The sequence below is a fragment of the Thermolongibacillus altinsuensis genome (genome assembly GCF_004341205.1).
GTDB classification, from domain to species: Bacteria; Bacillota; Bacilli; order Bacillales; family Anoxybacillaceae; genus Thermolongibacillus; species Thermolongibacillus altinsuensis.
Genome location: NZ_SLUL01000002.1, coordinates 1 through 24,791, shown reverse-complemented (window position 1 = coordinate 24,791; position 24,791 = coordinate 1). Strand labels below are relative to the sequence as shown.

The window sequence follows — 24,791 nt, the reverse complement described above, 5'->3', positions numbered from 1 at the left end:
GCTTCTTCCCCCTTACTGCTTTTTATTTTATTCGTTTACAACGTATGGCAATAAAGCCATTTGACGAGCACGTTTAATTGCTACTGTTAATTTACGTTGATATTTTGCACTCGTACCTGTTACACGACGAGGTAAAATTTTACCGCGCTCAGAGATAAATTTCTTTAATGTTTCTACATCTTTGTAGTCGATGTGCGTAATTCCGTTTGCAGTAAAATAGCAAACTTTACGACGTTTTGCGCGTCCACCTTTACGTCCTGCCATTTTTTTCGTCCTCCTTCCTAATTCAAGATGTTATATTAAAACGGCAAATCATCATCCGAAATATCGATCGGTTGTCCATCGTTCGCAAATGGATCTTCATCAATGCGACTAAAACCTGGATCGTTTGTATGATGTGGGTTCTGATTAGATCCAAATGGAAACGGCTCGCCGTAATAGCTGCCTGATGCCATGCCACGTTGTTCACCGCTGCTTCGCGGTTCTAAAAACTGCACGCTATCGGCAACAACCTCTGTAACATATACACGTCTTCCTTCTTGATTTTCATAACTTCTCGTTTGTAGTCGACCTTCAACACCAGCTAAACTACCCTTTTTCAAGTAGTTTGCCACATTTTCAGCTTGACGGCGCCAAACTACACAGTTAATAAAATCTGCTTCACGCTCACCTTGCTGATTCGTGTATGTTCGGTTTACCGCTAGCGTAAACGTGGCAACAGCAACTCCATTTGGAGTATAGCGTAATTCTGGGTCTTTCGTTAGCCTCCCAACAAGAATTACGCGATTGATCATCAGAACCACTCCTATTCATTCAGGCAATTATTCTTCTTCCTTCACGATGATGTGACGAATGATGTCTTCGCTAATTCTCGCTAAACGGTCAAATTCTTGTACCGCTGCTGGCTTAGCCACAACATTCACGATCATGTAAATACCGTCACGGAACTTTTTAATTTCGTATGCAAGACGACGCTTACCCCATTCTTTTACGTTCGTAATTTCCGCGCCGTTTTCTTTTAAGACATTATTGAAACGCTCAACTAATGCCTTTTTTGATTCTTCATCAATGTTCGGACGGATAATGTACATAATTTCGTATTTTCTCATCACGACACAGTCACCTCCTTTTGGTCTAAACGGCCCTTTACGAGAGCAAGGAGCAATCTATTCATTACTCACATTTGATGATTATATCACGAATAAATATGATGTGCAAGATTAGACATTAAAGCGGAAGTGAATGATATCACCGTCTTGCACTTCATAGTCTTTTCCTTCTAAACGTACTTTTCCTGCCTCACGAGCAGCCGCCATCGAACCAGCAGCGATCAAATCTTCATACGAAACTGTTTCTGCACGAATAAATCCACGTTCAAAATCGGAGTGGATAATTCCCGCACATTGTGGCGCCTTCATTCCCTTTCGGAACGTCCATGCGCGAACTTCTTGCTCACCTGCTGTGAAATAAGTCGCTAATCCAAGCAAGTTATAAGAGGCGCGAATTAATTGATCTAATCCTGATTGCTTAATCCCTAACTCTTGTAAGAACAATTCTTTCTCCTCATCATCCAATTCGGCCATTTCTGCCTCTACTTTTGCGCAAACAACAATGACTTCCGCATTATCTTTTTTGGCAAATTCACGTACTTGCTGAACAAACGGATTGCTATCTGGATCCGCCAAATCTTCTTCGCCGACATTCGCTACATATAACATTGGTTTAATTGTCAATAAATGAAGCTGTTTCACAACTTTCATTTCTTCATCCGTAAAAGAGAGTGTACGTGCAGGTTTCCCCGCTTCAAACGTTTCTTTTAATTTACTTAAAATTTCATATTCAAATGCCGCATCTTTATCTTTTTGCTTCGCCATCTTTCCTACGCGGTCAATCCGTTTATCTACCGTCTCAAGGTCAGCGAAAATAAGCTCTAAATTGATCGTTTCAATATCAGCGATTGGATCAACTTTTCCAGCAACATGTGTAATATTTTCATCAGCAAAACAGCGCACGACTTGGCAAATGGCATCTACTTGACGAATATGGGACAAAAATTTATTTCCAAGCCCTTCGCCTTTGCTTGCGCCTTTCACAATTCCCGCAATATCGGTAAATTCAAACACAGTCGGCACCGTTCTTTTTGGTTTAAATAATTCGGTAAGTTTTTTTAAGCGTTCGTCAGGAACTTCAACAACCCCAACGTTTGGTTCAATCGTACAAAACGGATAGTTGGCTGACTCTGCTCCAGCTTTTGTAATGGCATTAAATAATGTCGATTTTCCTACATTCGGAAGACCCACAATTCCAGCTGTTAATCCCATCTGTTTTCACTCCTCTGTTAACCCATTCTCACTCATTATAGACATGCAGACGCGCTATGAAAAGAGCGTTTCGCTTTATTCTTCAGATTTCACAAGCACCTTTTTCAATTTTTTCTCAAATTCTTTCCGCGGGAGAAGAACGCTATGAGCGCATCCTTCGCATTTAATGCGAATATCCATTCCCATACGAATAATTTTCCAACGATTGGTTCCACACGGATGAGCTTTTTTCATTTCAACAATGTCATGCATACCATATTCTTTATTCAACTCAACACGCCTCCTTCGTTTGTTTAAGCATGTTCCTTTGTTCCATTTTCCTTTTGATCTTGACGATTATAAAGAACTAAACGCGGAAAAGGAATTTCAATGCCATGCTCGTCCAAACGGAGTTTAATTTCTTTGCGCAATACTCTAGCAACATGCCAATGGCGCATCGGTTTTGTTTCACAGGTAACACGCATGACCACTTCCGAACTCGTTATATTTTGAATTCCTAACAATTCTGGAGGTTTGACCATATCCTCGTACTTTGCCGGCAACTCTTCAAGCAATTCACGAATAATCGTTTCTATTTTTTCAATATCCCCTTCATGTGACACGCTCACATCGACGATCGCAATGCTATTATTAAGCGAGAAGTTGGTTACTTGTGTAATGGTTCCGTTTGGTAAAATATGCAATTCGCCTGTCCAACTTTTAATTTTTGTTGTCCTTAATCCAATTTCTTCGACATACCCTTCAAAATTCCCTATCCGTACATAATCGCCAACCGCAAATTGGTCTTCCAATATGATAAAGAAACCAGTAATGACATCTCGGACGAGATTTTGCGCCCCAAAACCAACCGCAAGACCAACAATTCCAGCTCCAGCAAGAATCGCTTTCACTTCAACTCCTAACGTATCCAAAATCATAATTAAAGCAATAAAATAGACGCTGTAAGTCGCTACATTCGTTAATAATCGCATTAACGTCGCTTCTCTCCGTTCAGAAACCCGAATCGGAGCTTTTTGACGAACTTTAAAAAAATTAAAAATGGCTAACTTAACAATTTTTAAAAACAAAGCTGAGAAGATTAAGATGCTAATGATTTTAAATAAACCAACCCCGATTTTTGTCCATAAATCATCATTAATAATCGTTTCGACAATTCGATCATAACTATTAGCTATGTCCTTCACCTCATGTACACCTCTACATTGATAGATTGCCTATACAGGTTGTCTTCTCGTTGCATAAGTTATTTTAACAATATTTTTATTCAATTTGTAGCGTTCCGACTTTCCATATACATCATATGATAAGCTTAATTTTCCGACATGAACAAGCTTTTCTGCCGCCGATGGCAGAAAAGCGGTCTTCTATTCATGATGAGATATGTTGGAAACTCAACTTGAATCTATATAAATGTATAGAATTTCACATTTTTCCGTATACTATTACCAATTTATAAAATTTTAGGAGTGAATCAACGTATGAAAAATAAGTTCTTTTATGAAGAACGAAACGCTCCCACTTTGTTAGCTTCTCACTTGCTATCTTTATTGCCAATGCACCACGATCCAATTGTCATTGTTTGCATCGGCACCGATCGCTCCACAGGTGATTCTCTCGGACCTTTAGTCGGGACGATGCTTAAAGAAAAACAAATTTCTCCGTTCCATGTTTACGGAACGTTAGAAGAACCAATTCATGCTGTAAATTTAGAAGAAAAACTAAAAGAAATTAAAATGATGCATAAAAACGGCTTCATAATCGCTGTTGATGCTTGTTTAGGAAAATTAAAAAGCATCGGAATGATTACTGTTGAAAAAGGACCTTTAAAACCTGGTGCAGGAGTCAATAAACAGCTTCCCCCTGTAGGAGATATTCACATTACAGGTGTCGTCAATGTTAGTGGATTTATGGAATTTTTTGTATTACAAAATACTCGACTACATTTAGTGATCGAAATGGCTCAATCGATTGCCAATGGCATTTATGAAGCGGTTCAGCAAATACGAAAACAACAACGCCTAACTTCACTGAAGTGGGACGAAAGTCAATATAAGTTATTTGATTAAGTGCCAAATATAGATGCCGAAAATGATTATCGCATTCATAAGAATGCTTGGTAATAAATTTGCAACGCGAATGGAGGTAAGGCGTAACATATTGAAACCAATGGCCATAATTAAGACTCCTCCCGTTGCGGTCGATTCAATGATAAATGAATTCAGCAAACTTTGTGGAATCCAATGTTCAATTTGTGTTGCTAATAGAGCAATGGTACCTTCGTATAGAACAACAGGCACAGCGGAAAAAATGACACCAATCCCAAACGTAGCGGTTAAGATGATGCTTGTAAATCCATCCAAAATCGATTTTGTATATAACACAAGATGATCCCCTCTTAATCCGCTATGTAGTGCGCCAACGATCGCCATAGAACCAATAACAAAAAGCAATGTTGCACTAACAAATCCTTTAGCAATCATGCCTTCCGAACCGTATCCTATTTTTTTCTCGACCCATTTTCCTAAATGATTCAACTTCCCTTCTATATCCCAAAACTCTCCTAACATTCCTCCGATGACGAGACTACAAATCACAATCAAAAACTGTTCACTTTTCAACCCCATCTGTACCCCAAGAAGAACGACAGAAAGTCCGATTCCGCTCATCACAGTAGCTTTTACTTTTTCAGGGATGTTACGAAAAACATTTCCTAATAAAGCGCCGATGATAATACAAACTCCGTTTACTAATGTTCCTAATAAAACCAAAGAATCACCACACACCTCTCACATCATCATTTAAAAAAAGAAACCAGCAAAAGCTGGAAAAATGAACGGTTAATCCAAATGTTCATCACCAATATTTAACAATTGTAAAATCCGTTCTAAATCTTCGTTAGAAAAAAATTCAATTTCAATCTTTCCTTTTTTTCGATGCTTTTTAATCACAACTGAAGTGCCTAATTTTTCTCTTAATAAAGCTTCACTTTGTTTAAGAAAAACACTCTTCTCTTCTTCTCGCTTCTTTTTCTTCATTGTTTCACGTGAAACATTTTCATTCATTTCTTGAATGAACTTTTCAAGTTGACGTACATTCATCGATTCTTTGATTACTTTTTGAAGGACGGCATTTAATTTTCTTTTGTCCTTCAGTGCTAATAACGCTCTTCCATGTCCCATCGATAATGTTCCACTTTCAATCATATGTTGAACTTCCATAGGAAGAGAAAGCAGGCGAAGATGATTGGCAATGTGTGGACGGCTCTTTCCCAAGCGTTTAGCTAACTCTTCTTGCGTCAACTTGCATTCGTTTAATAACGTTTGATATGCTACAGCTTCTTCAATTGGGTTTAAATCCTCACGCTGCAAATTTTCTAATAAAGCGATTTCCATCATTTGCTGATCTGAAAATTCGCGAACAACAGCTGGAACCGTTTTAAGTTCCGCTGCTTTTGCTGCCCGATAACGTCTTTCTCCCGCTACAATTTCATATCCTTTAATGCTTTTTCGAACAATGAGAGGCTGCAAAATTCCATGTTCTAAAATCGATTGCTTTAACTCTTCTAAGGACTGATCGTTAAAATTTTTTCGCGGTTGATAAGGATTTGGACGCAATTGTTGAATATCAATTTCTTGAATGGTTTCCTCTTTTCCGATTTCTAGATTAGTAAATAAAGCATTAATTCCCTTTCCAAGCCCTCTAGCCATTGGAGATGACCTCCTTAGCGAAATCTAAATAAACTTCCGCCCCTCGTGATTTAGAATCATAAAGAATAATTGGTTTACCATGACTCGGAGCCTCACTTAATCGAACATTTCGAGGAATGATCGTTTCGTACACTTTTTCACGAAAATATTTTTTTACCTCTTGGATCACTTGAATGCCTAGATTTGTTCGGGCATCAAACATCGTTAACAAAACTCCTTCAATTCGTAAACGAGAGTTTAAATGTTTTTGAACTAAACGAATCGTATTTAACAACTGGCTAAGCCCTTCTAACGCATAATACTCACATTGAACAGGGATCAATACGGTATCAGAAGCGGTTAAAGCATTAATCGTTAACAATCCCAATGAAGGCGGACAATCAATAATGGTATAATCAAATTTTTCTTTAATAGGGCTTAGCGCTTTCTGTAAACGTACTTCTCGAGAAACAACAGGAACTAATTCAATTTCAGCTCCCGCTAATTGAATGGTAGCTGGAATCATATATAAATTTTCGATATTGGTCGGCCGAATGACTTTATGAACATCAACCTCTTCTACTAACAAATCATATGCGCATTGATCGATCGTATCTTTTTCAATTCCAATCCCACTGGTAGCATTCCCTTGCGGATCGATATCAACAAGCAACGTTTTTTTTCCCAATTGCGCTAAACAAGCGGCTAAATTGACGGCAGTCGTTGTTTTTCCTACTCCGCCTTTTTGATTGGCAATCGCAATAATTTTCCCCACGATGCTCCCCCACCTTACCTAATTCTATACTTTTTTATTGTATCATGAATTTTTCAGTATTTTCATTCACAAAAAAAAGAAAACCTCATCCGCTTCGATGAGGTGTTTATTTTTGTCGTTTAGGAATGCGAATTGTAATTTGATAATAGTCTTCAAATTCCTCTTCCTCTGAATCGATGGCAACACCGCTATCCGCAACCATGCTCAACGATTGCCGAATCGTATTAACAGCAATGCGCATATCTTTGCTCAACGATTTTCGCTTTGGTTTTACTCGTTTATCATTTGTTTCAAGCATTTTAGCGACACGGTCTTCCGTCTGTTTCACATTCAACTGTTTCTCAATAATTTCTTCTAATAATTTCAACTGCTTTTCATAATCCTTGAGCGCAATTAAAGCTCGGGCGTGTCGCTCCGTAATTTTTCGTTGTAATAAAGCTTCTTGAACCTCTTGCGGAAGTTTTAAAAGGCGAAGCTTATTCGCAATAGTGGACTGACCTTTACCAAGTCTTTGCGCTAACGCTTCTTGTGTTAAATTGTGCAACTCTAGCAATCTTGCATAAGCGACTGCTTCTTCAATCGGCGTCAACTCTTCTCGTTGTAGATTTTCAATGAGCGCAACAGAAGCCGTTTCGGTATCATTTAAATTTTTGATGATCGCTGGAATTTCTGACCAACCAAGCTTTTGTGCGGCTCGCCATCTTCTCTCTCCGGCAATAATTTCAAATTTCCCGTCATCACATTCCCGAACGACAATTGGTTGAATCATTCCGTGCGTTCGAATCGTTTGTGCCAGTTCATCAATTTTATCCTCAATAAAAATCGTTCGTGGTTGAAAACGATTAGGGACAATCTGTGTAATTGGGATCTTTTTTATTTCTTCATGATTTGTAACGATTTCTTCTTGTTCCTTTTCACCAAAGCTAAAAAAACGCGAAAAAGGATACTTCATTTCCCCCTAACACCACCTTTGAGAACTCGAAACATTCATTCGATTGGAAGCTTATTCGGAACTCCCGGCTTACGTGGATATTTCTTCGGTGTCTTTCTTTTTTTCTCAATGAAAATAATGGTTCTCTCACTCTCTTCAATCGGTAGCGTAAATCGCTGCACCGATGCAACATCCCCACCTAAAACATGAATAGCTGTCTTTCCTTGTTCTAATTCTTCTTGAGCAGAGGCCCCTTTCATTGCTACGAATATTCCGCCTACTTTCACAAGCGGTAAACAAAGCTCGCTCAGTACAGAAAGACGAGCAACGGCACGGGCGATTACAAGATCAAACGATTCACGAACTTCCCTTCTACCAAATGTTTCGGCACGATCATGATAAAAAGCGACATCCTCCAACTCTAGCTGAGAAGCAAGATGATTTAAAAACGTAATTCTTTTTTGTAATGAATCAACGATCGAAACTTTTAAGTGAGGAAAGCAAATTTTTAATGGAATGCTTGGAAACCCCGCCCCTGCTCCAACATCACAAATCGATTGTGGCTTGGAAAAATCATGATAAAAGGCCGGGGTAATTGAATCAAAAAAATGCTTTAAATACACATCTGGTTTCTCTGTAATTGCCGTTAAATTCATTTTTTCGTTCCATTCAACGAGCAATTGATAATACAGTTCAAATTGATCTAATTGCTGAGGAGAAAGAGAAATTCCTTTCTCCTCTAGCATTTGCTTGAACAGACTTGTATCCATATGTCATTCCATCCCTCTTTATTCATTTGACACTCGTGCAATTTTTCCCTGCTCTAAATACACTAATAAAATTGAAATATCTGATGGATTTACACCTGAAATGCGAGATGCTTGCGCAATAGAAAGCGGCCGAACTTGCTTCAATTTTTGACGAGCTTCTGTCGCTAAACCGGTAATCGCATCATAATCAATATCTTCTGGAATTTTTTTATTCTCCATTTTCTTCAATCTTTCTACTTGTTGCAGTGATTTTTCAATATATCCTTCGTATTTAATTTGAATCTCTACTTGTTCTGCAACTTCTCCATCTACTTCTTTTTCAGGCGGAGCAAGAAGTTTAATATGCTCATACGTCATTTCTGGGCGTTTTAACAAGTCCGCTGCACGAATACCGTCTTTTAATTCGCTTCCACCAGCGTTGCGAATCACTTCCTGAACTTGAGGAGTTGGTTTAATAATATAAGATTTCAAGCGTTTTTTCTCCGCTTCGATCGCCTCTTTTTTAGCGAGAAACTTTTGATAGCGTTCCTCAGAAATAAGGCCAATTCGATAGCCAATTTCAGTTAGACGTAAATCCGCATTATCATGGCGCAACAACAAACGATATTCCGCCCGTGAAGTCAGAAGGCGATAAGGTTCGTTCGTTCCTTTCGTCACAAGATCATCAATTAACACGCCAATGTATGCGTCTGAACGGCTTAAAATCAGTTCTTCCTTTCCTAGCGCCTTTCTTGCCGCATTAATTCCCGCAATCAATCCTTGTCCAGCCGCTTCTTCATATCCGGACGTTCCGTTGATTTGACCAGCCGTATATAAGTTTTGAACGATTTTTGTTTCGAGTGTTGGCCATAATTGCGTCGGAACAATCGCATCGTATTCAATCGCATACCCAGCACGCATCATTTGCGCTTTTTCTAGACCTGGGATCGTTGCTAAAATTTGACGTTGAATATGCTCTGGTAAGCTTGTTGATAGTCCTTGAACATATACTTCTTGTGTATTTCTTCCCTCTGGTTCTAAGAAAATTTGATGGCGTGGTTTGTCATGAAAACGCACAATTTTGTCCTCGATAGACGGGCAATAACGTGGTCCCGTTCCTTTAATCATCCCCGAATACATTGGAGATAAATGCAAGTTTTCATCAATAATCCGATGTGTTTCCTCTGTTGTGTATGTTAACCAACAAGGCAACTGATCCGTAATATATTCCGTTGTTTCATAAGAGAATGCGCGCGGAACATCGTCCCCTGGCTGAATTTCTGTTTTGCTATAGTCAATTGTGTGACTATTCACTCGCGGTGGTGTTCCTGTTTTGAAACGCACTAATTCAAATCCTAGCTCTTCTAAATGCTCAGACAGTTTAATGGACGGCTGCTGATTATTTGGGCCGCTTGAATATTTAATATCGCCAATAATAATTTCTCCGCGCAAAAACGTACCAGTTGTGATGACAACCGTTTTTGCATAATAGTGAGCACCTGTATGCGTAATAACCCCTTTACATACGCCGTCTTCGACGATCAAACGCTCTACTTTTCCTTGTATTAACGTGAGATTTTCTTGATTTTCAAGCGTTTTTTTCATTTCTTGTTGATATAAAAATTTATCCGCTTGAGCACGCAATGCACGGACGGCTGGTCCTTTTCCTGTATTCAACATTCTCATTTGGATATGGGTTTTATCAATATTTTTCCCCATTTCTCCGCCTAAGGCATCGATTTCACGAACGACAATCCCTTTCGCAGGGCCGCCAATCGACGGATTGCAAGGCATAAAAGCAATCATATCCAGATTTAACGTAATCATTAACGTTTTTGCGCCAATACGCGCAGCAGCCAAGCCTGCTTCACATCCCGCATGACCAGCTCCAACGACAATGACATCGTACGAACCTGCATCATAATTCATGAACAAACAAACCTCCTTTTCTCTACTTTCCTAAACAAAACTGTGAAAATAATTGATCGATTAAGCTTTCATGTACAGTATCGCCAATGATTTCACCTAGCAATTCCCACGTTCTCGTTAAATCGATTTGAACGATGTCGATCGGCATGCCAGATTCAATGCCTGCAATCGCTTCTTCTATCGCCTTTTTTGCTTGTGTCAGTAACGCAATATGTCTTGAATTCGATACATACGTTAAGTCTCCCGCCTCAACATTGCCTGTAAAAAACAGAGAAGCAATCGCTTCTTCAAGCTGTTCAATCCCTTTTTCTTCTAAAAGAGAGGTCGTAATAATTGGCGCATTTCCAGCTAACTCTTTTACGCGCTCCATATCAATCTTCTTTGGTAAATCTGTTTTATTCACAACGACAATGACATCCATTCCACGAACGGCCTCAAACAGCTGTTCATCTTCAGGAGTCAGCTCTTCACTATAGTTTAAAACAAGTAAAATCAAATCCGCCTCTTTGAGCACTTTTCTTGAGCGCTCTACACCAATTCGTTCAACAATATCATCTGTTTCACGAATTCCAGCTGTATCTAATAAACGTAACGGTACGCCGCGAACATTGACATATTCCTCGATGACATCGCGAGTGGTTCCTGGAATGTCTGTGACAATCGCACGATTTTCATGTGCTAGACTATTTAGTAACGAAGACTTTCCGACATTTGGACGTCCAATAATGACAGTAGCTAAACCTTCACGCAATATTTTTCCCTGTTGTGCCGTTTGTAAAAGGCGTTCAATTTCATTTCGTACGTATGTTGCTTTTTCGTGCAATACACGATGCGTCATTTCTTCCACATCGTCGTATTCTGGATAATCAATATTCACTTCGACATGCGCCAATGTTTCCAAAATCGTTTGACGCAACTGCCGAATTAACTTGGAAAGCCGTCCCTCCATTTGATTTAACGCAACAGCCATCGCACGATCGGTTTTGGCACGAATAAGATCCATCACCGCTTCCGCTTGCGATAAATCAATTCGTCCATTTAAAAACGCTCGTTTTGTAAACTCTCCTGGTTCTGCCAATCGTGCACCGTTCTCCAAGACAAGTTGAAGGACGCGATTGACAGAAACTAACCCACCGTGACAATTAATCTCAACGACATCTTCACGCGTAAATGTTTTTGGGGCTCTCATGACCGTAACCATCACTTCTTCAATTGTCTGTCCTGTTGCGGGGTTGACGATATGACCGTAATGAATCGTATGTGAAGGGACGTCTTTTAAACGCTTCCCTCCTACTCCTTTAAATAGCTGATCCGCAATCGCGATGGCTTGATCACCGCTTAAACGAACGATCGCAATCGCTCCTTCTCCCATCGGAGTCGAAATCGCCGCAATTGTATCAAATTCCATCTTTCTTCACCCACTTTCCGCTTAAAGATATCTATCCACATGAACGGACTCATACTCCCAATTCCAATTCATTCACATTGTTAATCATATAAATTTTAACTTATCCACATGTGAATAACAACATACAAACCTTCATCACCTTTCGGTAAAAAAAATTCTCTAGGGAATTCCCCCCCTAGAGAATTTTTACATTTTAACGAATAGGCGAAATAACAACATAGCGATTCGGTTCAACCCCCACCGAAAATGTGCGCACTTGCTCATGTCCAGCTAAAGCAGAATGAACTATTTTTCTCTCCCATGAAACCATTGGCTCCAAAGAAATATCTTCACCGCTTTGAATCGCTTTTTTAGCAAGATTTCTCGCTAAACGGGTAAGCGTTTCCTCCCGTCTTTTCCGATAATCACCCGCATCAAGCACAACATGAATGGGACGATCTGTATAGCGATTTAGTACAACTTGGGTTAAAAATTGCAGCGCATTCAATGTTTGACCCCGTTTTCCAATTAACAAAGAAACATCCGTCCCAGAAAAAAGAAACTGCACATGATCTTGTTCTATTCGTCGCTCGATTTTCACATCTACTCCCATATTAGCGACAACGTTTTGTAAAAACGTTTCTGCCTGCTTAATCGGATCAATGGAAACTTCAACAATAGCTTGCTTTCCACCAAATATTCCTAAAAAACCCCGTTTTCCTTCTTCAATAACCGTTATTTCAACTTGCTCTTTTGAAACGTTTAATTGTGCTAACGCTTTCTCAATCGCCTCTTCAACGTTTCGGCCGCTCGAAGTGATCTTTTTCACTTTTTCGTTCCCCCAGCATTTTTAGCTGCCTTTAAATCTGGCCCTTTAATGAAGTACGTTTGAGCAATCATAAAGAGGTTTCCGACAACCCAGTAAAGGGACAAAGCAGCTGGAAAGTTAATCGCAAAAATGACAACCATAATCGGCATAAGCCATAACATCATCGCCATTTGTGGATTTTGCTGCGCCGTTCCAGCCATCATCATTTTTTGCTGGATAAATGTTGTTACGCCTGCCACCAACGGCAAGATAAAGAATGGATCCTTTTCCCCTAAATCAAACCATAAAAAATTGTGACGCGCAATTTCCTCGGTGCGCATAATCGCATGATAAAAACCGATTAAAATCGGCATTTGAATGAGAAGCGGGAAACACCCTGCTAGCGGGTTCACCCCATGCTTTTGAAAGAGCAACATCGTTTCTTGCTGTAGCTTTTGCTGTGTTTGAACATCTTTTGAGCTGTATTTTTCCCGCAATTTTTGTAACTCTGGCTGCAACGCTTGCATGGCCTTGGCGTTTTTTGTTTGCTGGATCATGAGCGGTAAAATCGCTAATCGAATTAAGATCGTTACGATAATGATTGCCAATCCATAATTCGAGTTAAACATGTCCGCTACGTATGTAATTAACCATGAGAGCGGATAAACAATATACTCATTCCAAAAGCCTTTGCTTTCTGCAGTAATCGGCTCATTGATTTCGTTACATCCGACTAACATGAAGGCAATCAACAAAAATGTAAACGCGATCCGCCTTTTCACCATCACTTCCTCCTAACACAATAAATTCCTTCAAGTATTTTAACATACGATCAGCCAAAAATTTAATTCTCTTCTCTTTTTAAGACATTTGCTCTCTTCAACACATGCAGCAAACTTTTTTTCACTTCGAAATAATCCATCTCTGCCACTGGAATACGAGCAATGATCACATAATCTTTCCCTGCTTCAATGTTGTCCCGCTCTTCCAGGAAAACTTGGCGAATGTATCGCTTCACTCTATTGCGAACAACAGCCTTACCGATTTTTTTACTCACAGAAAGACCGATTCGAAAATACGCTTGTCCAGGTTTATCAAGCACATATAAAACAAATTGGCGATTCGCAAAGGATTTCCCTTGCTTAAATACGGCTTGAAATTCGTCATTTTTTTTAATTCGATATTTTTTTTTCATTTCGAACACTGACACCTCGATCGTTTCATCGGCAGCTCACGTTTAGAAAAAAGACCACTGAGGTCTCAGTGGCCTATGCAGATAATACTTTTCTTCCTTTACGACGACGACGAGCAAGAACTTTTCTTCCGTTCTTTGTGCTCATACGAGCGCGGAAACCATGCACTTTGCTACGCTTACGCTTATTTGGTTGATAAGTTCTTTTCATATATGACACCTCCCTGAGGAATAACTGTTAAAGACAGTCTTTCTAATTATAGTGAGAAATCTAGAAAAATGTCAACTATCCCAGGAGTCTCTTTTTTCCTCTAATTTTGTGGTTACACTTGTGGATAAATAAAATGACGATTTTTTGATATCCACAACATTTATCGACAATATTTTCACAAGTTATAAACTTGTGGATAATTTTTTTCCACACCTCTTGAGTATTGTGGATAAATATTTTAAAATCATTGCAACACCAGTTTTTATTTGATATTATATTGTTGTTTTTACTCTGGATAAATGAATAGAGAAACTTTTTTATCCACAAAATGTGGATAATCTGTGGACATATTGTTCCACATACTGTGAAAATATTTGTCCACAAGTATTGAAAATTGTCGAAAAGTGATTTTTTATAGATAAGGTTGTACAAAGTTAAACGAAGCCTCTCGGAAAAGGAGGGAGATCGACGTGGAGAACATCTCCGATTTATGGAGTAAAGCGCTTGGAGAAATTGAAAAAAAAATTAGCAAACCGAGCTTCGACACTTGGTTAAAATCAACAAAAGCGCATTCGTTAAAAGGAGACACGCTCATTATTACCGTTCCAAATGAATTTACGAAAGACTGGCTTGAATCCCGATATACAACGTTAATTGAACAAACGCTTTATGACATTACAGGCGAGGAATTGAAAATTAAATTTACGATTCCACAAAACCAAATAACGGAAGAATTTGATGTAAAACCAGCCATTAAAACCAAAAAAAGCGATGATGATCAAACGGACTTTCCGCAAAGCATGTTAAATCCAAAGTATACGTTTGATACATTCGTTATCGGTTCGGGCAACCGCTTTGCTCATGCGGCCTCTTTAGCAGTCGCAGAGGCGCCTGCAAAAGCGTACAATCCTTTATTCATCTATGGAGGCGTCGGTTTAGGCAAAACACATCTCATGCATGCCATTGGCCACTATGTCCTTGAACACAATCCATCCGCTAAAGTTGTCTATTTGTCTTCAGAGAAGTTTACAAACGAGTTTATTAATGCGATTCGTGACAACCGGGCTGATGATTTTCGCAACAAATATCGAAATGTTGATGTGCTGCTAATAGATGATATTCAATTTTTAGCTGGAAAAGAACAAACACAAGAAGAATTTTTCCATACATTCAACACGTTGCATGAAGAAAGCAAGCAGATTGTTATTTCAAGCGATCGGCCTCCAAAGGAAATTCCAACTTTAGAAGACCGACTCCGTTCTCGTTTCGAATGGGGATTGATTACAGACATCACTCCTCCAGATTTAGAAACTAGAATTGCTATTTTACGTAAAAAAGCAAAAGCAGAAGGTTTTGATATTCCAAACGAAGTCATGTTATATATTGCCAATCAAATTGACTCAAACATCCGCGAGTTAGAAGGTGCACTTATTCGAGTCGTTGCTTATTCCTCTCTAATCAATAAAGAAATTAATGCTGATTTAGCAGCGGAAGCACTGAAGGATATTATTCCAAGTTCTAAGCCGAAAGTGATCACCATTCAAGACATTCAAAGAGTGGTAGGACAACATTTTAATGTAAAGCTCGAAGACTTCAAAGCAAAGAAACGAACAAAGTCTGTTGCGTTTCCACGTCAAATTGCCATGTATCTCTCACGTGAATTAACAGACTGTTCGTTGCCAAAGATCGGCGAAGAATTTGGAGGACGCGACCATACAACTGTGATCCACGCTCATGAAAAAATTTCTAAGCTCCTTCAAACAGACGTACAGTTGCAAAAACAAATTAAAGAGATTCAAGAAAAATTGAAAAATTAAAATGAGGAAAATGTGAATAAGTTTATGCGCTTTATGCACAGTCTGTCCACATGTGGATAGACTGTGCTTCCTTTGTTTTACTCATTTATCCACATAACCACAAGCCCTATTACTATTATTAATAGGTTTTTATTCTTTTTACTTATTTAAAAAAAAGAGGAGGAACTTTATCGTGAAGTTTGTCATTAATCGCGACCATTTAGTAAGAAGTGTCCAAGATGTGATGAAAGCTGTTTCTTCGCGAACAACGATTCCGATTTTAACTGGAATCAAAATTGTCGCTACTGAAAGTGGAGTAACGCTAACAGGAAGTGATTCTGATATTTCGATTGAGTCCTTCATTCCAACTGAAGAAGAAGATAAGGTAATTGTTGAAGTAATCAAGCCTGGAAGCGTTGTTTTGCAAGCTCGTTTTTTCAGCGAAATCGTGCGAAAACTACCAAAGGATACAGTTGAATTAGAAGTTCAAGATCATTTTGTCACAACGATTCGTTCAGGAAAAACAGAGTTTAATTTAAACGGATTAGATCCAGAAGAGTATCCACGCTTACCGCAAATTCAAGAAGAAAATGTGTTTAAGTTACCGACTGACTTATTAAAAAACTTAATTCGCCAAACAGTTTTTGCTGTGTCGACATCTGAAACAAGACCGATATTGACAGGTGTAAACTGGAGAATCGAAAATGACGAGTTGACGTGTATTGCAACAGATAGCCATCGCTTGGCATTAAGAAGAGCAAAAATAGAAACGAATACATTTTCCTCTTACAACATTGTAATCCCAGGAAAAAGTCTAAACGAATTAAGCAAAATTCTTGATGATTCCAATGAACTAGTCGATATCGTTATTACAGAAAATCAAGTGCTTTTCAAAACAAAGCATTTGCTTTTCTTCTCAAGATTGCTTGACGGAAATTACCCAGATACATCGCGATTAATCCCAACAGACAGCAAAACGGACATTATCGTGAACGCAAAAGAATTTTTACAAGCGATCGATCGCGCTTCATTATTAGCGAGAGAAGGCAGAAATAATGTTGTTCGATTAGCAACGTTATCAGATGGAATCATTGAAATTTCTTCTAATTCTCCTGAAATCGGAAAAGTGGTTGAAGAAATTCAGAGTGAACTGGTCGAGGGAGAAGAATTAAAAATTTCGTTTAGCGCAAAATATATGATGGACGCATTAAAGGCATTAGAAGGAACCGAAATCAAAATTAGTTTCACAGGTGCAATGCGCCCATTTTTGATTCGTGCTCTTCACGATGACTCCATGCTACAGCTCATTTTACCTGTGCGAACTTACTAAAGGATAAACAGCTGCTAGGAAAAAGAGAACTAGCAGCTTTCTTTTCTTAGTTGCGTTTTTTTAGTAAAATAAAATAATGGACACTTTTTATGGGAAGTGAGCGGATCAATGATGATACGAGAAGTAAAAATCTCAACAGAAACCATTACATTAGGACAGCTTTTAAAACTAACGAATGTTATTGAAACCGGTGGCATGGCTAAATGGTTTTTGCAAACACATGAAGTATTGGTCAACGGTGAACTTGAACAAAGACGTGGCCGAAAGTTAAAACCAGAAGATGTTGTTGAAATTAGAGATATTGGTACTTTTATTGTCCGTTCGTAAAGGTGGGGGCACCTTTGTTTTTAGAACAATTAACGTTAAAAGACTATCGAAATTACGAAACAGCTCATTGGCATTTTCAAAACAAAGTGAATGTCATTCTAGGGGAAAACGCTCAAGGAAAAACAAATGTGATGGAAGCCATTTATGTGCTTGCGATGGCGAAATCCCACCGAACTTCTAACGATAAAGATCTTATTCGGTGGGAGAGAGATTATGCTAAAATAGAGGGGAAAGTTTCAAAACGAAGCGGCTCTCTTTCATTGCAGTTTGTCGTATCAAAAAAAGGAAAAAAAGCAAAAGTGAATCATATTGAGCAGGCAAAGTTAAGCCATTACATCGGACATATGAATGTTGTTATGTTCGCTCCTGAAGACTTAAATCTTGTTAAAGGGAGTCCGCAAATAAGAAGACGTTTTATTGATATGGAAATTGGACAAGTATCCCCTGTTTACATGTATGAACTAAGTCAATACCAAAAAATATTACAACAACGAAATCAATATCTAAAATTGCTTCAATCAAAAAAGCAAACGGATGAAACATTTCTTTCTGTATTGACTGAACAACTTATTGAATTCGCGGCAAAAATTACGCTAAAAAGATATGAGTTTATTGAATTGTTACAAAAATGGGCCAAACCGATTCATGCTGAAATCAGCAGAGGAAGCGAAACATTAACGATCCACTATCATCCATCGATTGATGTATCAGAAAAGCAAGAATTGTCGAGAATAATAGAGGCTTACAACGAAAAGTTTGCTAAAATAAAGAATAGAGAAATGGAACGAGGAATCACGTTAGCGGGACCTCACCGGGATGACTTGTCATTTGCTATTAATGGAAAAGATGTACAAACATTTGGATCACAAGGACAACAACGAACAACGGCCCTTTCATTAAAACTAGCTGAAATTGACTTGATTTTTTCCGAGATCGGTGAGTACCCGATTCTTTTATTAGATGATGTATTGTCAGAACTTGATGACTTTCGGCAAACACACTTGCTGAATTCCATTCAAGGGAAAGTGCAAACATTTGTAACGACTACAAGTATTGATGGGATTGAGCATGACGTCCTTCTTGATGCCGACCTTTATAAAGTCGTCTCCGGGCAAATGACAAAATGGTAGCCTCCTCGTGCCCATTTATCCTCAAATATGTTGTTTGCAAAGGAAAGCGTAGGTGATAAGTAGTGACAATGGAACCAAAAGAACAGGTTGTTTATGACGAGAGTCAAATTCAAGTTCTTGAAGGATTAGAAGCTGTACGGAAAAGACCAGGAATGTACATCGGTTCAACAGGACCGAAAGGATTGCATCATCTCGTTTGGGAAATCGTTGATAATAGCATTGACGAAGCGCTTGCTGGCTATTGTACGGAAATTAATGTGATCATTGAAGAAGATAATAGCATCACTGTTATTGATAATGGCCGTGGAATTCCAGTTGGAATTCATGAAAAAATGGGAAGACCGGCAGTAGAAGTCATTATGACCGTGTTGCATGCCGGCGGAAAATTTGGTGGAGGGGGCTACAAAGTATCTGGCGGATTGCACGGAGTCGGCGCATCAGTCGTAAACGCACTTTCAGAGGAACTAGAAGTTTATGTATATAGAGACGGGAAAATTCATTATCAAAAATACGAACGTGGTGTGCCATGTCATGATTTACAAGTGATTGGCGAAACAGATCGGACAGGCACAACCGTGCATTTCAAACCAGATCCGGAGATTTTTACTGAAACGACAGAGTACGATTATGATACGTTGGCTTATCGTTTACGTGAGCTTGCTTTTTTAAATCGAGGAATTCGGATCACCATTGAAGACAAGAGAACAGAAAAACGCCGAAATGAGTATTATTATGAAGGCGGTATTAAATCTTATGTTAAACATTTAAATCGAACAAAAGAAGTCCTTCATGAAGAGCCTATTTACATTGAGGGAGAAAAAGACGGAATTCAGGTAGAAATTGCCCTCCAATACAATGATGGGTATACGAGCAATATTTATTCTTTTGCTAATAATATCCATACCCATGAAGGCGGAACTCATGAATCGGGGTTTAAAACAGCTCTGACTCGCATTATTAATGAATATGCAAGAAAGAACCATATTTTCAAAGAACAAGATGCAAATTTGAGCGGGGAAGATGTACGTGAGGGCTTAACAGCCATCATTTCTGTCAAACATCCAGCTCCGCAGTTTGAAGGGCAAACAAAAACAAAATTAGGAAATAGCGATGCGAGAACGGTAACAGAGTCAATTTTTTCAGAGCAGTTTGAAAAATTTTTATTAGAAAATCCAGCGATTGCAAAAAAAATTGTTGAAAAAGGCATTTTAGCTTCGCGTGCACGATTGGCGGCAAAAAGAGCAAGAGAATTGACGAGAAGAAAAAATGCGCTAGAAGTTTCAAGTTTGCCTGGGAAATTAGCTGATTGCTCGTCAAAAGATCCTTCGATTAGCGAATTATACGTAGTCGAAGGAGATTCAGCGGGCGGCTCAGCGAAACAAGGGCGTGATCGTCATTTCCAAGCCATTTTACCTTTGCGCGGGAAAATTATTAACGTTGAAAAGGCACGTTTAGATAAAATTTTGGCAAACAATGAAATTCGTGCGATTATTACCGCATTAGGAACAGGCATTGGAGAAGATTTCGATATTACGAAAGCTCGTTATCATAAAATTATTATCATGACGGATGCCGATGTGGATGGAGCGCACATTCGTACATTACTATTAACATTTTTTTATCGATATATGCGAGAAATTATTGAACAAGGTTATGTATATATTGCTCAACCGCCATTGTATAAAATTCAGCAAGGAAAGCGGGTCGAGTACGCGTATAGTGATCGACAACTAGAAGAAATTTTATCGCAGCTTCCTGAACAGCCGAAGCCGGTTATTCAGCGTTATAAAGGGCTTGGTGAAATGAATCCTGAGCAACTTTGGGAAACAACAATGAACCCTGAAACGCGCACTTTGCTGAAAGTAAGCTTACAAGATGCGATGGAAGCGGACGAAACGTTTGAAATTTTAATGGGCGATAAAGTCGAACCGCGCAGACAGTTTATAGAGGAAAATGCTAAATATGTAAAAAATTTGGATATCTAAAGGATAGATTCAAATGTCTATCCTTTCTTGTACAATTTGGAGAGTGTTTTTCACCCTCCCATATGTTTTTTTATAAAAAGTGAAGTAAGGGAGGTTGTTTCGTATGTCTGAACGAGTAAAGGAAATAAATATTAGCCAGGAGATGCGTTCTTCTTTTCTAGACTATGCGATGAGCGTCATCGTTTCCCGCGCTCTTCCCGATGTTCGAGATGGGTTAAAACCAGTCCATCGCCGTATTTTGTATGCGATGCATGATTTAGGGATGACCGCGGATAAACCGTACAAAAAATCTGCTCGTATTGTTGGAGAAGTGATCGGTAAATATCATCCGCATGGGGATGCGGCTGTATACGATACGATGGTGCGCATGGCTCAAGATTTTAACTACCGCTATATGCTTGTAGATGGTCATGGCAACTTTGGATCCATTGACGGAGATGCTCCAGCAGCCATGCGATATACGGAAGCAAGAATGTCTAAAATTGCGATGGAACTGCTTCGAGATATCAACAAAGATACGATTGATTATCAAGATAACTACGATGGATCAGAAAAGGAACCCGTTGTTTTGCCAGCTCGTTTCCCGAATTTACTTGTTAATGGCTCTTCTGGAATCGCTGTTGGAATGGCAACCAACATTCCTCCGCACCAACTAGGAGAAGTCATTGACGCTTTACTCGAGCTCATGAAAGATCCTGACATAACAGTGGCGGAGTTAATGGAAATTATTCCTGGCCCTGATTTTCCAACCGGAGGACAGATTATTGGCCGTAGCGGTATTCGGAAAGCGTATGAAACGGGAAGAGGATCGATTACTTTACGCGCGAAGGTAGAGATTGAACAAAAAGCAAACGGAAAAGAAACGATTATCGTCCGTGAACTGCCATATCAAGTGAATAAAGCAAAGCTCATCGAAAGAATTGCTGAGCTTGTTCGGGAAAAGAAGATTGACGGAATTACGGATTTACGAGATGAATCGGATCGAAGCGGCATGCGCATTGTGATTGAAGTTAGAAAAGATGCGAATGCGAACGTCATTTTAAATAACTTATATAAACAGACAGCGTTACAAACAAGCTTTGGCATTAACATGCTTGCCCTTGTTAATGGAGAGCCAAAAGTATTGAATTTAAAACAATGTTTACAGCACTATTTAGAGCATCAGAAAACAGTGATTCGTCGCCGCACTCAATTTGAGTTGAATAAGGCGGAAGCGCGGGCGCATATTTTAGAAGGATTGCGTATCGCCCTCGATCATTTAGATGAGGTCATTAACCTTATTCGCAATTCAGCGACTACTGAGATTGCAAAAGAGGGGTTAATGAGCAAATTTTCGTTAACCGAGAAGCAGGCACAAGCGATCTTAGATATGCGTCTGCAAAGATTGACAGGATTAGAACGTGAGAAAATTGAGCAAGAATATACAGATTTAATCCAGTTGATCAGCCATTTAAAAGAAATTTTAGCGAATGAAGAAAAAGTGTTGCAAATTATTCGGGACGAGTTGCTAGAAATTAAAGAAAAATTTAATGACAAGCGTCGAACGGAAATCGTAAATGGAGGATTAGAAACCATTGATGACGAAGATCTCATCACGCGTGAGAATATCGTTGTTACGTTAACTCATAATGGATATATTAAAAGGCTCCCTGTTTCAACTTATCGTAGTCAAAGACGCGGCGGTCGTGGAATTCAAGGGATGAATACAAATGAAGATGATTTTGTAGAGCATTTACTCATCACTTCTACTCACCATATTATTTTGTTTTTCACTAATAAAGGAAAAGTTTACAAAGCGAAAGGATATGAGATTCCTGAATTTGGTCGTACCGCGAAAGGAATACCAATTGTCAATCTATTGAACATCGAAAAAGATGAAATCATTAATACTGTCATTCCTATTGAAGAATTTAACGAAGAATCCTTTTTGTTCTTTACAACAAAGAAAGGAATTGCAAAGCGTTCACCTCTATCATCTTTTGCCAATATTCGCAATCATGGTTTAATTGCGATTCATTTACATGAAGGAGACGAATTAATTTCAGTCAAGTTAACAGATGGTAAAAAAGATATTATTGTCGGTACTAAAAACGGCATGTTAATTCGATTCCCAGAGACAGATGTTCGTTCGATGGGAAGAAATGCTGCTGGAGTAAAAGCAATTACGTTATCCTCAGATGACGAAGTCGTTGGTATGGAGAGTTTAGAAGGAAATGAAGATATTTTAATTGTGACAAGAAATGGATATGGAAAAAGAACTCCTTCTTCCGAATACCGCATTCAAAGTCGTGGCGGAAAAGGAATTAAAACTTGTAATATTACTGAAAAAAATGGAACGGTTGTTGCCGTTAAAACGGTGATCGGGGACGAAGATTTAATGTTAATGACAGCTAGCGGAGTGATTATTCGGATGGCTGTTAGCGATATCTCCATAATGGGACGAAATACACAAGGGGTTAAGTTGATTCGCCTCGATGAAGACAACGAACATGAATATGTAGCGACAGTGGCAAAGGTTCCAAAAGAAGAAAAAGATCATGAAGAAGAGAAAGATGATGAATTAGTAAATGAATAAGAGGAGCACGGTGTGTTCCTCTGAAATTTTATCTTCCTAAAGACAGGGGGAGACGGAGATGTTGCTTGTAAAAACGACTCAATTACAAGAAGGTTGTATTCTCGCTGAGGATGTAATTGGAAAATCAATGCGTGTCATTATTCCTAAAAATACAGTGCTAGATCAAAAATTACTGACAGTTTTGCAAAAGTTTTTAGTGCCCAGTGTTCGTGTTCAATCCTTGCTTGTCAATGGAAATCCTTTTCGTCCGACTGAGATTATTAAAGAAGAAGTTCCGTCCGTTAAAAACTCCGTTAAGAACTCCGTAAAAAACGAAGAGATATTAACGCTATATCTAGAAGCAGTGCGTCAATATAAACAAATGTTTCAAAGTTGGCAATCAGGGCTACCGATCGATATTGGAAAAATAAGAAAATTTTTTATGCCTTTATTTGAAAGAGTGATTGAATCAGAAAAAGAACTTTTAACATTCCATCATTATTCAACAAAGGAAGATTATTTATTTCATCATGCAGTGACTGTCGGATTGTTGGCAGGTGTAATAGCTAAAAAGCTTCAATATTCCAAGGGAGACTATTGTCAAGTAGCGATTGCTGGTTTGCTCAGCGATTGTGGTATGGCAAAAATAGATCCAAAGATAATTGAAAAAAGTACGGCGCTCACTCCTCAAGAGTATAAAGAAATCAAGCAGCATACGGCATATGGATATAAAATGGTCCAAAAAATACCTTCTTTACAAGAAGGTGTTAAGTTGGCTGTTTTGCAACATCATGAACGAAATGATGGGAGCGGCTATTTATTTGGAGTTGAACAAAATAAAATTCATCCTTATAGCAGAATTGTGGCGGTGGCTGATGTTTATCATGCGATGATCTCAGAACGACCGTATCGCAAGAAACAATCTCCTTTTAAAGTGTTAGAACAAATCCAACATGATTGTTTTGGAAAATTTGATATTTCGGTTGTAAATGCATTGTCATCTATACTGATGACGCTTTCGATTGGTACGAAAGTGAAACTTTCCAATGAACAAATAGCGGAGATTGTCTTTTTTGAATCAGAATCACCAACACGGCCGATGGTGAAATTAATTGATACAAATGAAATTATTGCATTGAGAGAACGGAGAGATTTATTTATTGAAGAAATTATCAACTGACAATGATGGTTAACATCATTGTCAGTTGAAATTTTCTATTGCGAAAAAATTTTGTTTATGTATAATGTTAATTGTTCTTTTTGATAGAGCGATAAAAAATATTTTTTAAAATCGTTGACAAGCACTAAATTGTATTGTAATATAAAAAAGTCGTTTGCGAGAGTTCCTTGAAAACTGAACAGAACAGCAAGCGTCAAGATCTAGCTAGTGAGAAAACTTTCTATGGAGAGTTTGATCCTGGCTCAGGACGAACGCTGGCGGCGTGCCTAATACATGCAAGTCGAGCGGACCGGATGGAAGCTTGCTTTCATTCGGTTAGCGGCGGACGGGTGAGTAACACGTGGGTAACCTGCCCGTAAGACCGGGATAACTTCGGGAAACCGGAGCTAATACCGGATAACACCGAGGATCGCATGATCCTTGGTTGAAAGGTGGCTTCGGCTACCACTTACGGATGGGCCCGCGGCGCATTAGCTAGTTGGTGAGGTAACGGCTCACCA

25 protein-coding genes and 1 rRNA gene are annotated in these 24,791 nt (G+C 38.9%); 9 read left to right on the top strand and 17 right to left on the bottom strand.

The features are described from left to right. Positions 1–27: 27 nt before the first annotated feature. The 6 genes from rpsR to EDD69_RS01720 all read right to left on the bottom strand — a co-directional run bounded on the left by rpsR (position 28) and on the right by EDD69_RS01720 (position 3,505). Positions 28–264 carry a 30S ribosomal protein S18 gene (rpsR, locus tag EDD69_RS01745; RefSeq protein WP_132947248.1) on the bottom strand — a complete coding sequence of 79 codons (237 nt, stop codon included), beginning with the start codon at positions 262–264 and terminating at the stop codon, positions 28–30. Between the two features lie 35 nt (positions 265–299). Continuing rightward, the gene (gene ssb / locus EDD69_RS01740) at positions 300–794 is read right to left on the bottom strand and encodes a single-stranded DNA-binding protein (protein WP_132947247.1); all 495 of its coding nucleotides are present in this window, start codon (positions 792–794) and stop codon (positions 300–302) included. A gap of 27 nt (positions 795–821) precedes the next feature. Beyond that, positions 822–1,109, bottom strand: a complete 288-nt coding sequence (gene rpsF / locus EDD69_RS01735; RefSeq protein WP_132947452.1) for a 30S ribosomal protein S6 — start codon at positions 1,107–1,109, stop codon at positions 822–824. Positions 1,110–1,220: 111 nt separating this feature from the next. Continuing rightward, positions 1,221–2,321 (bottom strand): redox-regulated ATPase YchF, encoded by a 1,101-nt coding sequence (gene ychF / locus EDD69_RS01730; RefSeq protein WP_132947246.1) that lies wholly within the window; start codon positions 2,319–2,321, stop codon positions 1,221–1,223. A 75-nt stretch (positions 2,322–2,396) separates the two neighbouring features. Beyond that, positions 2,397–2,573: a DUF951 domain-containing protein gene (locus EDD69_RS01725; protein WP_132947451.1), complete on the bottom strand. Its 177-nt coding sequence runs from the start codon at positions 2,571–2,573 to the stop codon at positions 2,397–2,399. 41 nt (positions 2,574–2,614) lie between these two features. Continuing rightward, positions 2,615–3,505 carry a mechanosensitive ion channel family protein gene (locus tag EDD69_RS01720; protein WP_132947245.1) on the bottom strand — a complete coding sequence of 297 codons (891 nt, stop codon included), beginning with the start codon at positions 3,503–3,505 and terminating at the stop codon, positions 2,615–2,617. 294 nt (positions 3,506–3,799) lie between these two features. On the opposite strand from EDD69_RS01720, the gene yyaC reads away from it, so the two are divergent. Then, entirely contained in the window at positions 3,800–4,387 is a 588-nt protein-coding gene (yyaC, locus tag EDD69_RS01715; RefSeq protein WP_132947244.1) for a spore protease YyaC, read from the top strand. On the opposite strand, the gene EDD69_RS01710 is transcribed toward yyaC, so the two are convergent. From EDD69_RS01710 to rpmH, 11 genes are all read right to left on the bottom strand, one after another. Continuing rightward, positions 4,376–5,089 carry a DUF554 domain-containing protein gene (locus EDD69_RS01710; protein ID WP_132947243.1) on the bottom strand — a complete coding sequence of 238 codons (714 nt, stop codon included), beginning with the start codon at positions 5,087–5,089 and terminating at the stop codon, positions 4,376–4,378. The two genes, yyaC and EDD69_RS01710, sit on opposite strands and share 12 nt — an antisense overlap. Before the next feature lie 69 nt (positions 5,090–5,158). Further along, entirely contained in the window at positions 5,159–6,028 is an 870-nt protein-coding gene (locus tag EDD69_RS01705; RefSeq protein WP_132947242.1) for a ParB/RepB/Spo0J family partition protein, read from the bottom strand. Further along, positions 6,021–6,782: a ParA family protein gene (locus EDD69_RS01700; protein ID WP_132947241.1), complete on the bottom strand. Its 762-nt coding sequence runs from the start codon at positions 6,780–6,782 to the stop codon at positions 6,021–6,023. The genes EDD69_RS01705 and EDD69_RS01700 overlap by 8 nt, the downstream gene beginning before the upstream one ends. A gap of 106 nt (positions 6,783–6,888) precedes the next feature. After that, positions 6,889–7,734 carry a nucleoid occlusion protein gene (noc, locus tag EDD69_RS01695; protein ID WP_132947240.1) on the bottom strand — a complete coding sequence of 282 codons (846 nt, stop codon included), beginning with the start codon at positions 7,732–7,734 and terminating at the stop codon, positions 6,889–6,891. Between the two features lie 35 nt (positions 7,735–7,769). Next, on the bottom strand, positions 7,770–8,483 hold the full coding sequence (gene rsmG, locus EDD69_RS01690; RefSeq protein WP_132947239.1) for a 16S rRNA (guanine(527)-N(7))-methyltransferase RsmG: 714 nt from the start codon (positions 8,481–8,483) through the stop codon (positions 7,770–7,772). A gap of 18 nt (positions 8,484–8,501) precedes the next feature. Continuing rightward, positions 8,502–10,391 carry a tRNA uridine-5-carboxymethylaminomethyl(34) synthesis enzyme MnmG gene (gene mnmG / locus EDD69_RS01685; RefSeq protein ID WP_132947238.1) on the bottom strand — a complete coding sequence of 630 codons (1,890 nt, stop codon included), beginning with the start codon at positions 10,389–10,391 and terminating at the stop codon, positions 8,502–8,504. A gap of 22 nt (positions 10,392–10,413) precedes the next feature. Further along, entirely contained in the window at positions 10,414–11,799 is a 1,386-nt protein-coding gene (gene mnmE / locus EDD69_RS01680) for a tRNA uridine-5-carboxymethylaminomethyl(34) synthesis GTPase MnmE (protein ID WP_132947237.1), read from the bottom strand. 193 nt (positions 11,800–11,992) lie between these two features. Next, positions 11,993–12,607 (bottom strand): RNA-binding cell elongation regulator Jag/EloR, encoded by a 615-nt coding sequence (gene jag, locus EDD69_RS01675; protein WP_132947236.1) that lies wholly within the window; start codon positions 12,605–12,607, stop codon positions 11,993–11,995. After that, complete coding sequence (gene spoIIIJ / locus EDD69_RS01670; protein WP_132947235.1) at positions 12,604–13,371, bottom strand: YidC family membrane integrase SpoIIIJ; 768 nt, start codon at positions 13,369–13,371, stop codon at positions 12,604–12,606. The genes jag and spoIIIJ overlap by 4 nt, the downstream gene beginning before the upstream one ends. A 59-nt stretch (positions 13,372–13,430) precedes the next feature. Further along, entirely contained in the window at positions 13,431–13,781 is a 351-nt protein-coding gene (gene rnpA / locus EDD69_RS01665; protein WP_132947234.1) for a ribonuclease P protein component, read from the bottom strand. A 73-nt stretch (positions 13,782–13,854) separates the two neighbouring features. Continuing rightward, positions 13,855–13,989 carry a 50S ribosomal protein L34 gene (rpmH, locus tag EDD69_RS01660; protein ID WP_003397591.1) on the bottom strand — a complete coding sequence of 45 codons (135 nt, stop codon included), beginning with the start codon at positions 13,987–13,989 and terminating at the stop codon, positions 13,855–13,857. A gap of 470 nt (positions 13,990–14,459) precedes the next feature. On the opposite strand from rpmH, the gene dnaA reads away from it, so the two are divergent. From dnaA to EDD69_RS01620, 8 genes are all read left to right on the top strand, one after another. Beyond that, on the top strand, positions 14,460–15,806 hold the full coding sequence (gene dnaA, locus EDD69_RS01655) for a chromosomal replication initiator protein DnaA (protein ID WP_243643013.1): 1,347 nt from the start codon (positions 14,460–14,462) through the stop codon (positions 15,804–15,806). A gap of 172 nt (positions 15,807–15,978) precedes the next feature. Then, complete coding sequence (dnaN, locus tag EDD69_RS01650; protein ID WP_132947232.1) at positions 15,979–17,115, top strand: DNA polymerase III subunit beta; 1,137 nt, start codon at positions 15,979–15,981, stop codon at positions 17,113–17,115. A 111-nt stretch (positions 17,116–17,226) separates the two neighbouring features. Next, entirely contained in the window at positions 17,227–17,442 is a 216-nt protein-coding gene (gene yaaA / locus EDD69_RS01645) for a S4 domain-containing protein YaaA (RefSeq protein ID WP_132947450.1), read from the top strand. A gap of 14 nt (positions 17,443–17,456) precedes the next feature. Continuing rightward, positions 17,457–18,572 carry a DNA replication/repair protein RecF gene (recF, locus tag EDD69_RS01640; RefSeq protein WP_132947231.1) on the top strand — a complete coding sequence of 372 codons (1,116 nt, stop codon included), beginning with the start codon at positions 17,457–17,459 and terminating at the stop codon, positions 18,570–18,572. A 68-nt stretch (positions 18,573–18,640) separates the two neighbouring features. Beyond that, positions 18,641–20,557, top strand: a complete 1,917-nt coding sequence (gene gyrB, locus EDD69_RS01635; RefSeq protein ID WP_132947449.1) for a DNA topoisomerase (ATP-hydrolyzing) subunit B — start codon at positions 18,641–18,643, stop codon at positions 20,555–20,557. A gap of 103 nt (positions 20,558–20,660) precedes the next feature. Continuing rightward, the gene (gene gyrA, locus EDD69_RS01630; RefSeq protein WP_132947230.1) at positions 20,661–23,132 is read left to right on the top strand and encodes a DNA gyrase subunit A; all 2,472 of its coding nucleotides are present in this window, start codon (positions 20,661–20,663) and stop codon (positions 23,130–23,132) included. Between the two features lie 58 nt (positions 23,133–23,190). Further along, positions 23,191–24,291, top strand: coding sequence for an HD-GYP domain-containing protein (locus tag EDD69_RS01625; RefSeq protein ID WP_132947229.1), 1,101 nt, complete (start codon positions 23,191–23,193; stop codon positions 24,289–24,291). Positions 24,292–24,510: 219 nt separating this feature from the next. Then, positions 24,511–24,791, top strand: a 16S ribosomal RNA gene (locus EDD69_RS01620); the annotation flags it as partial.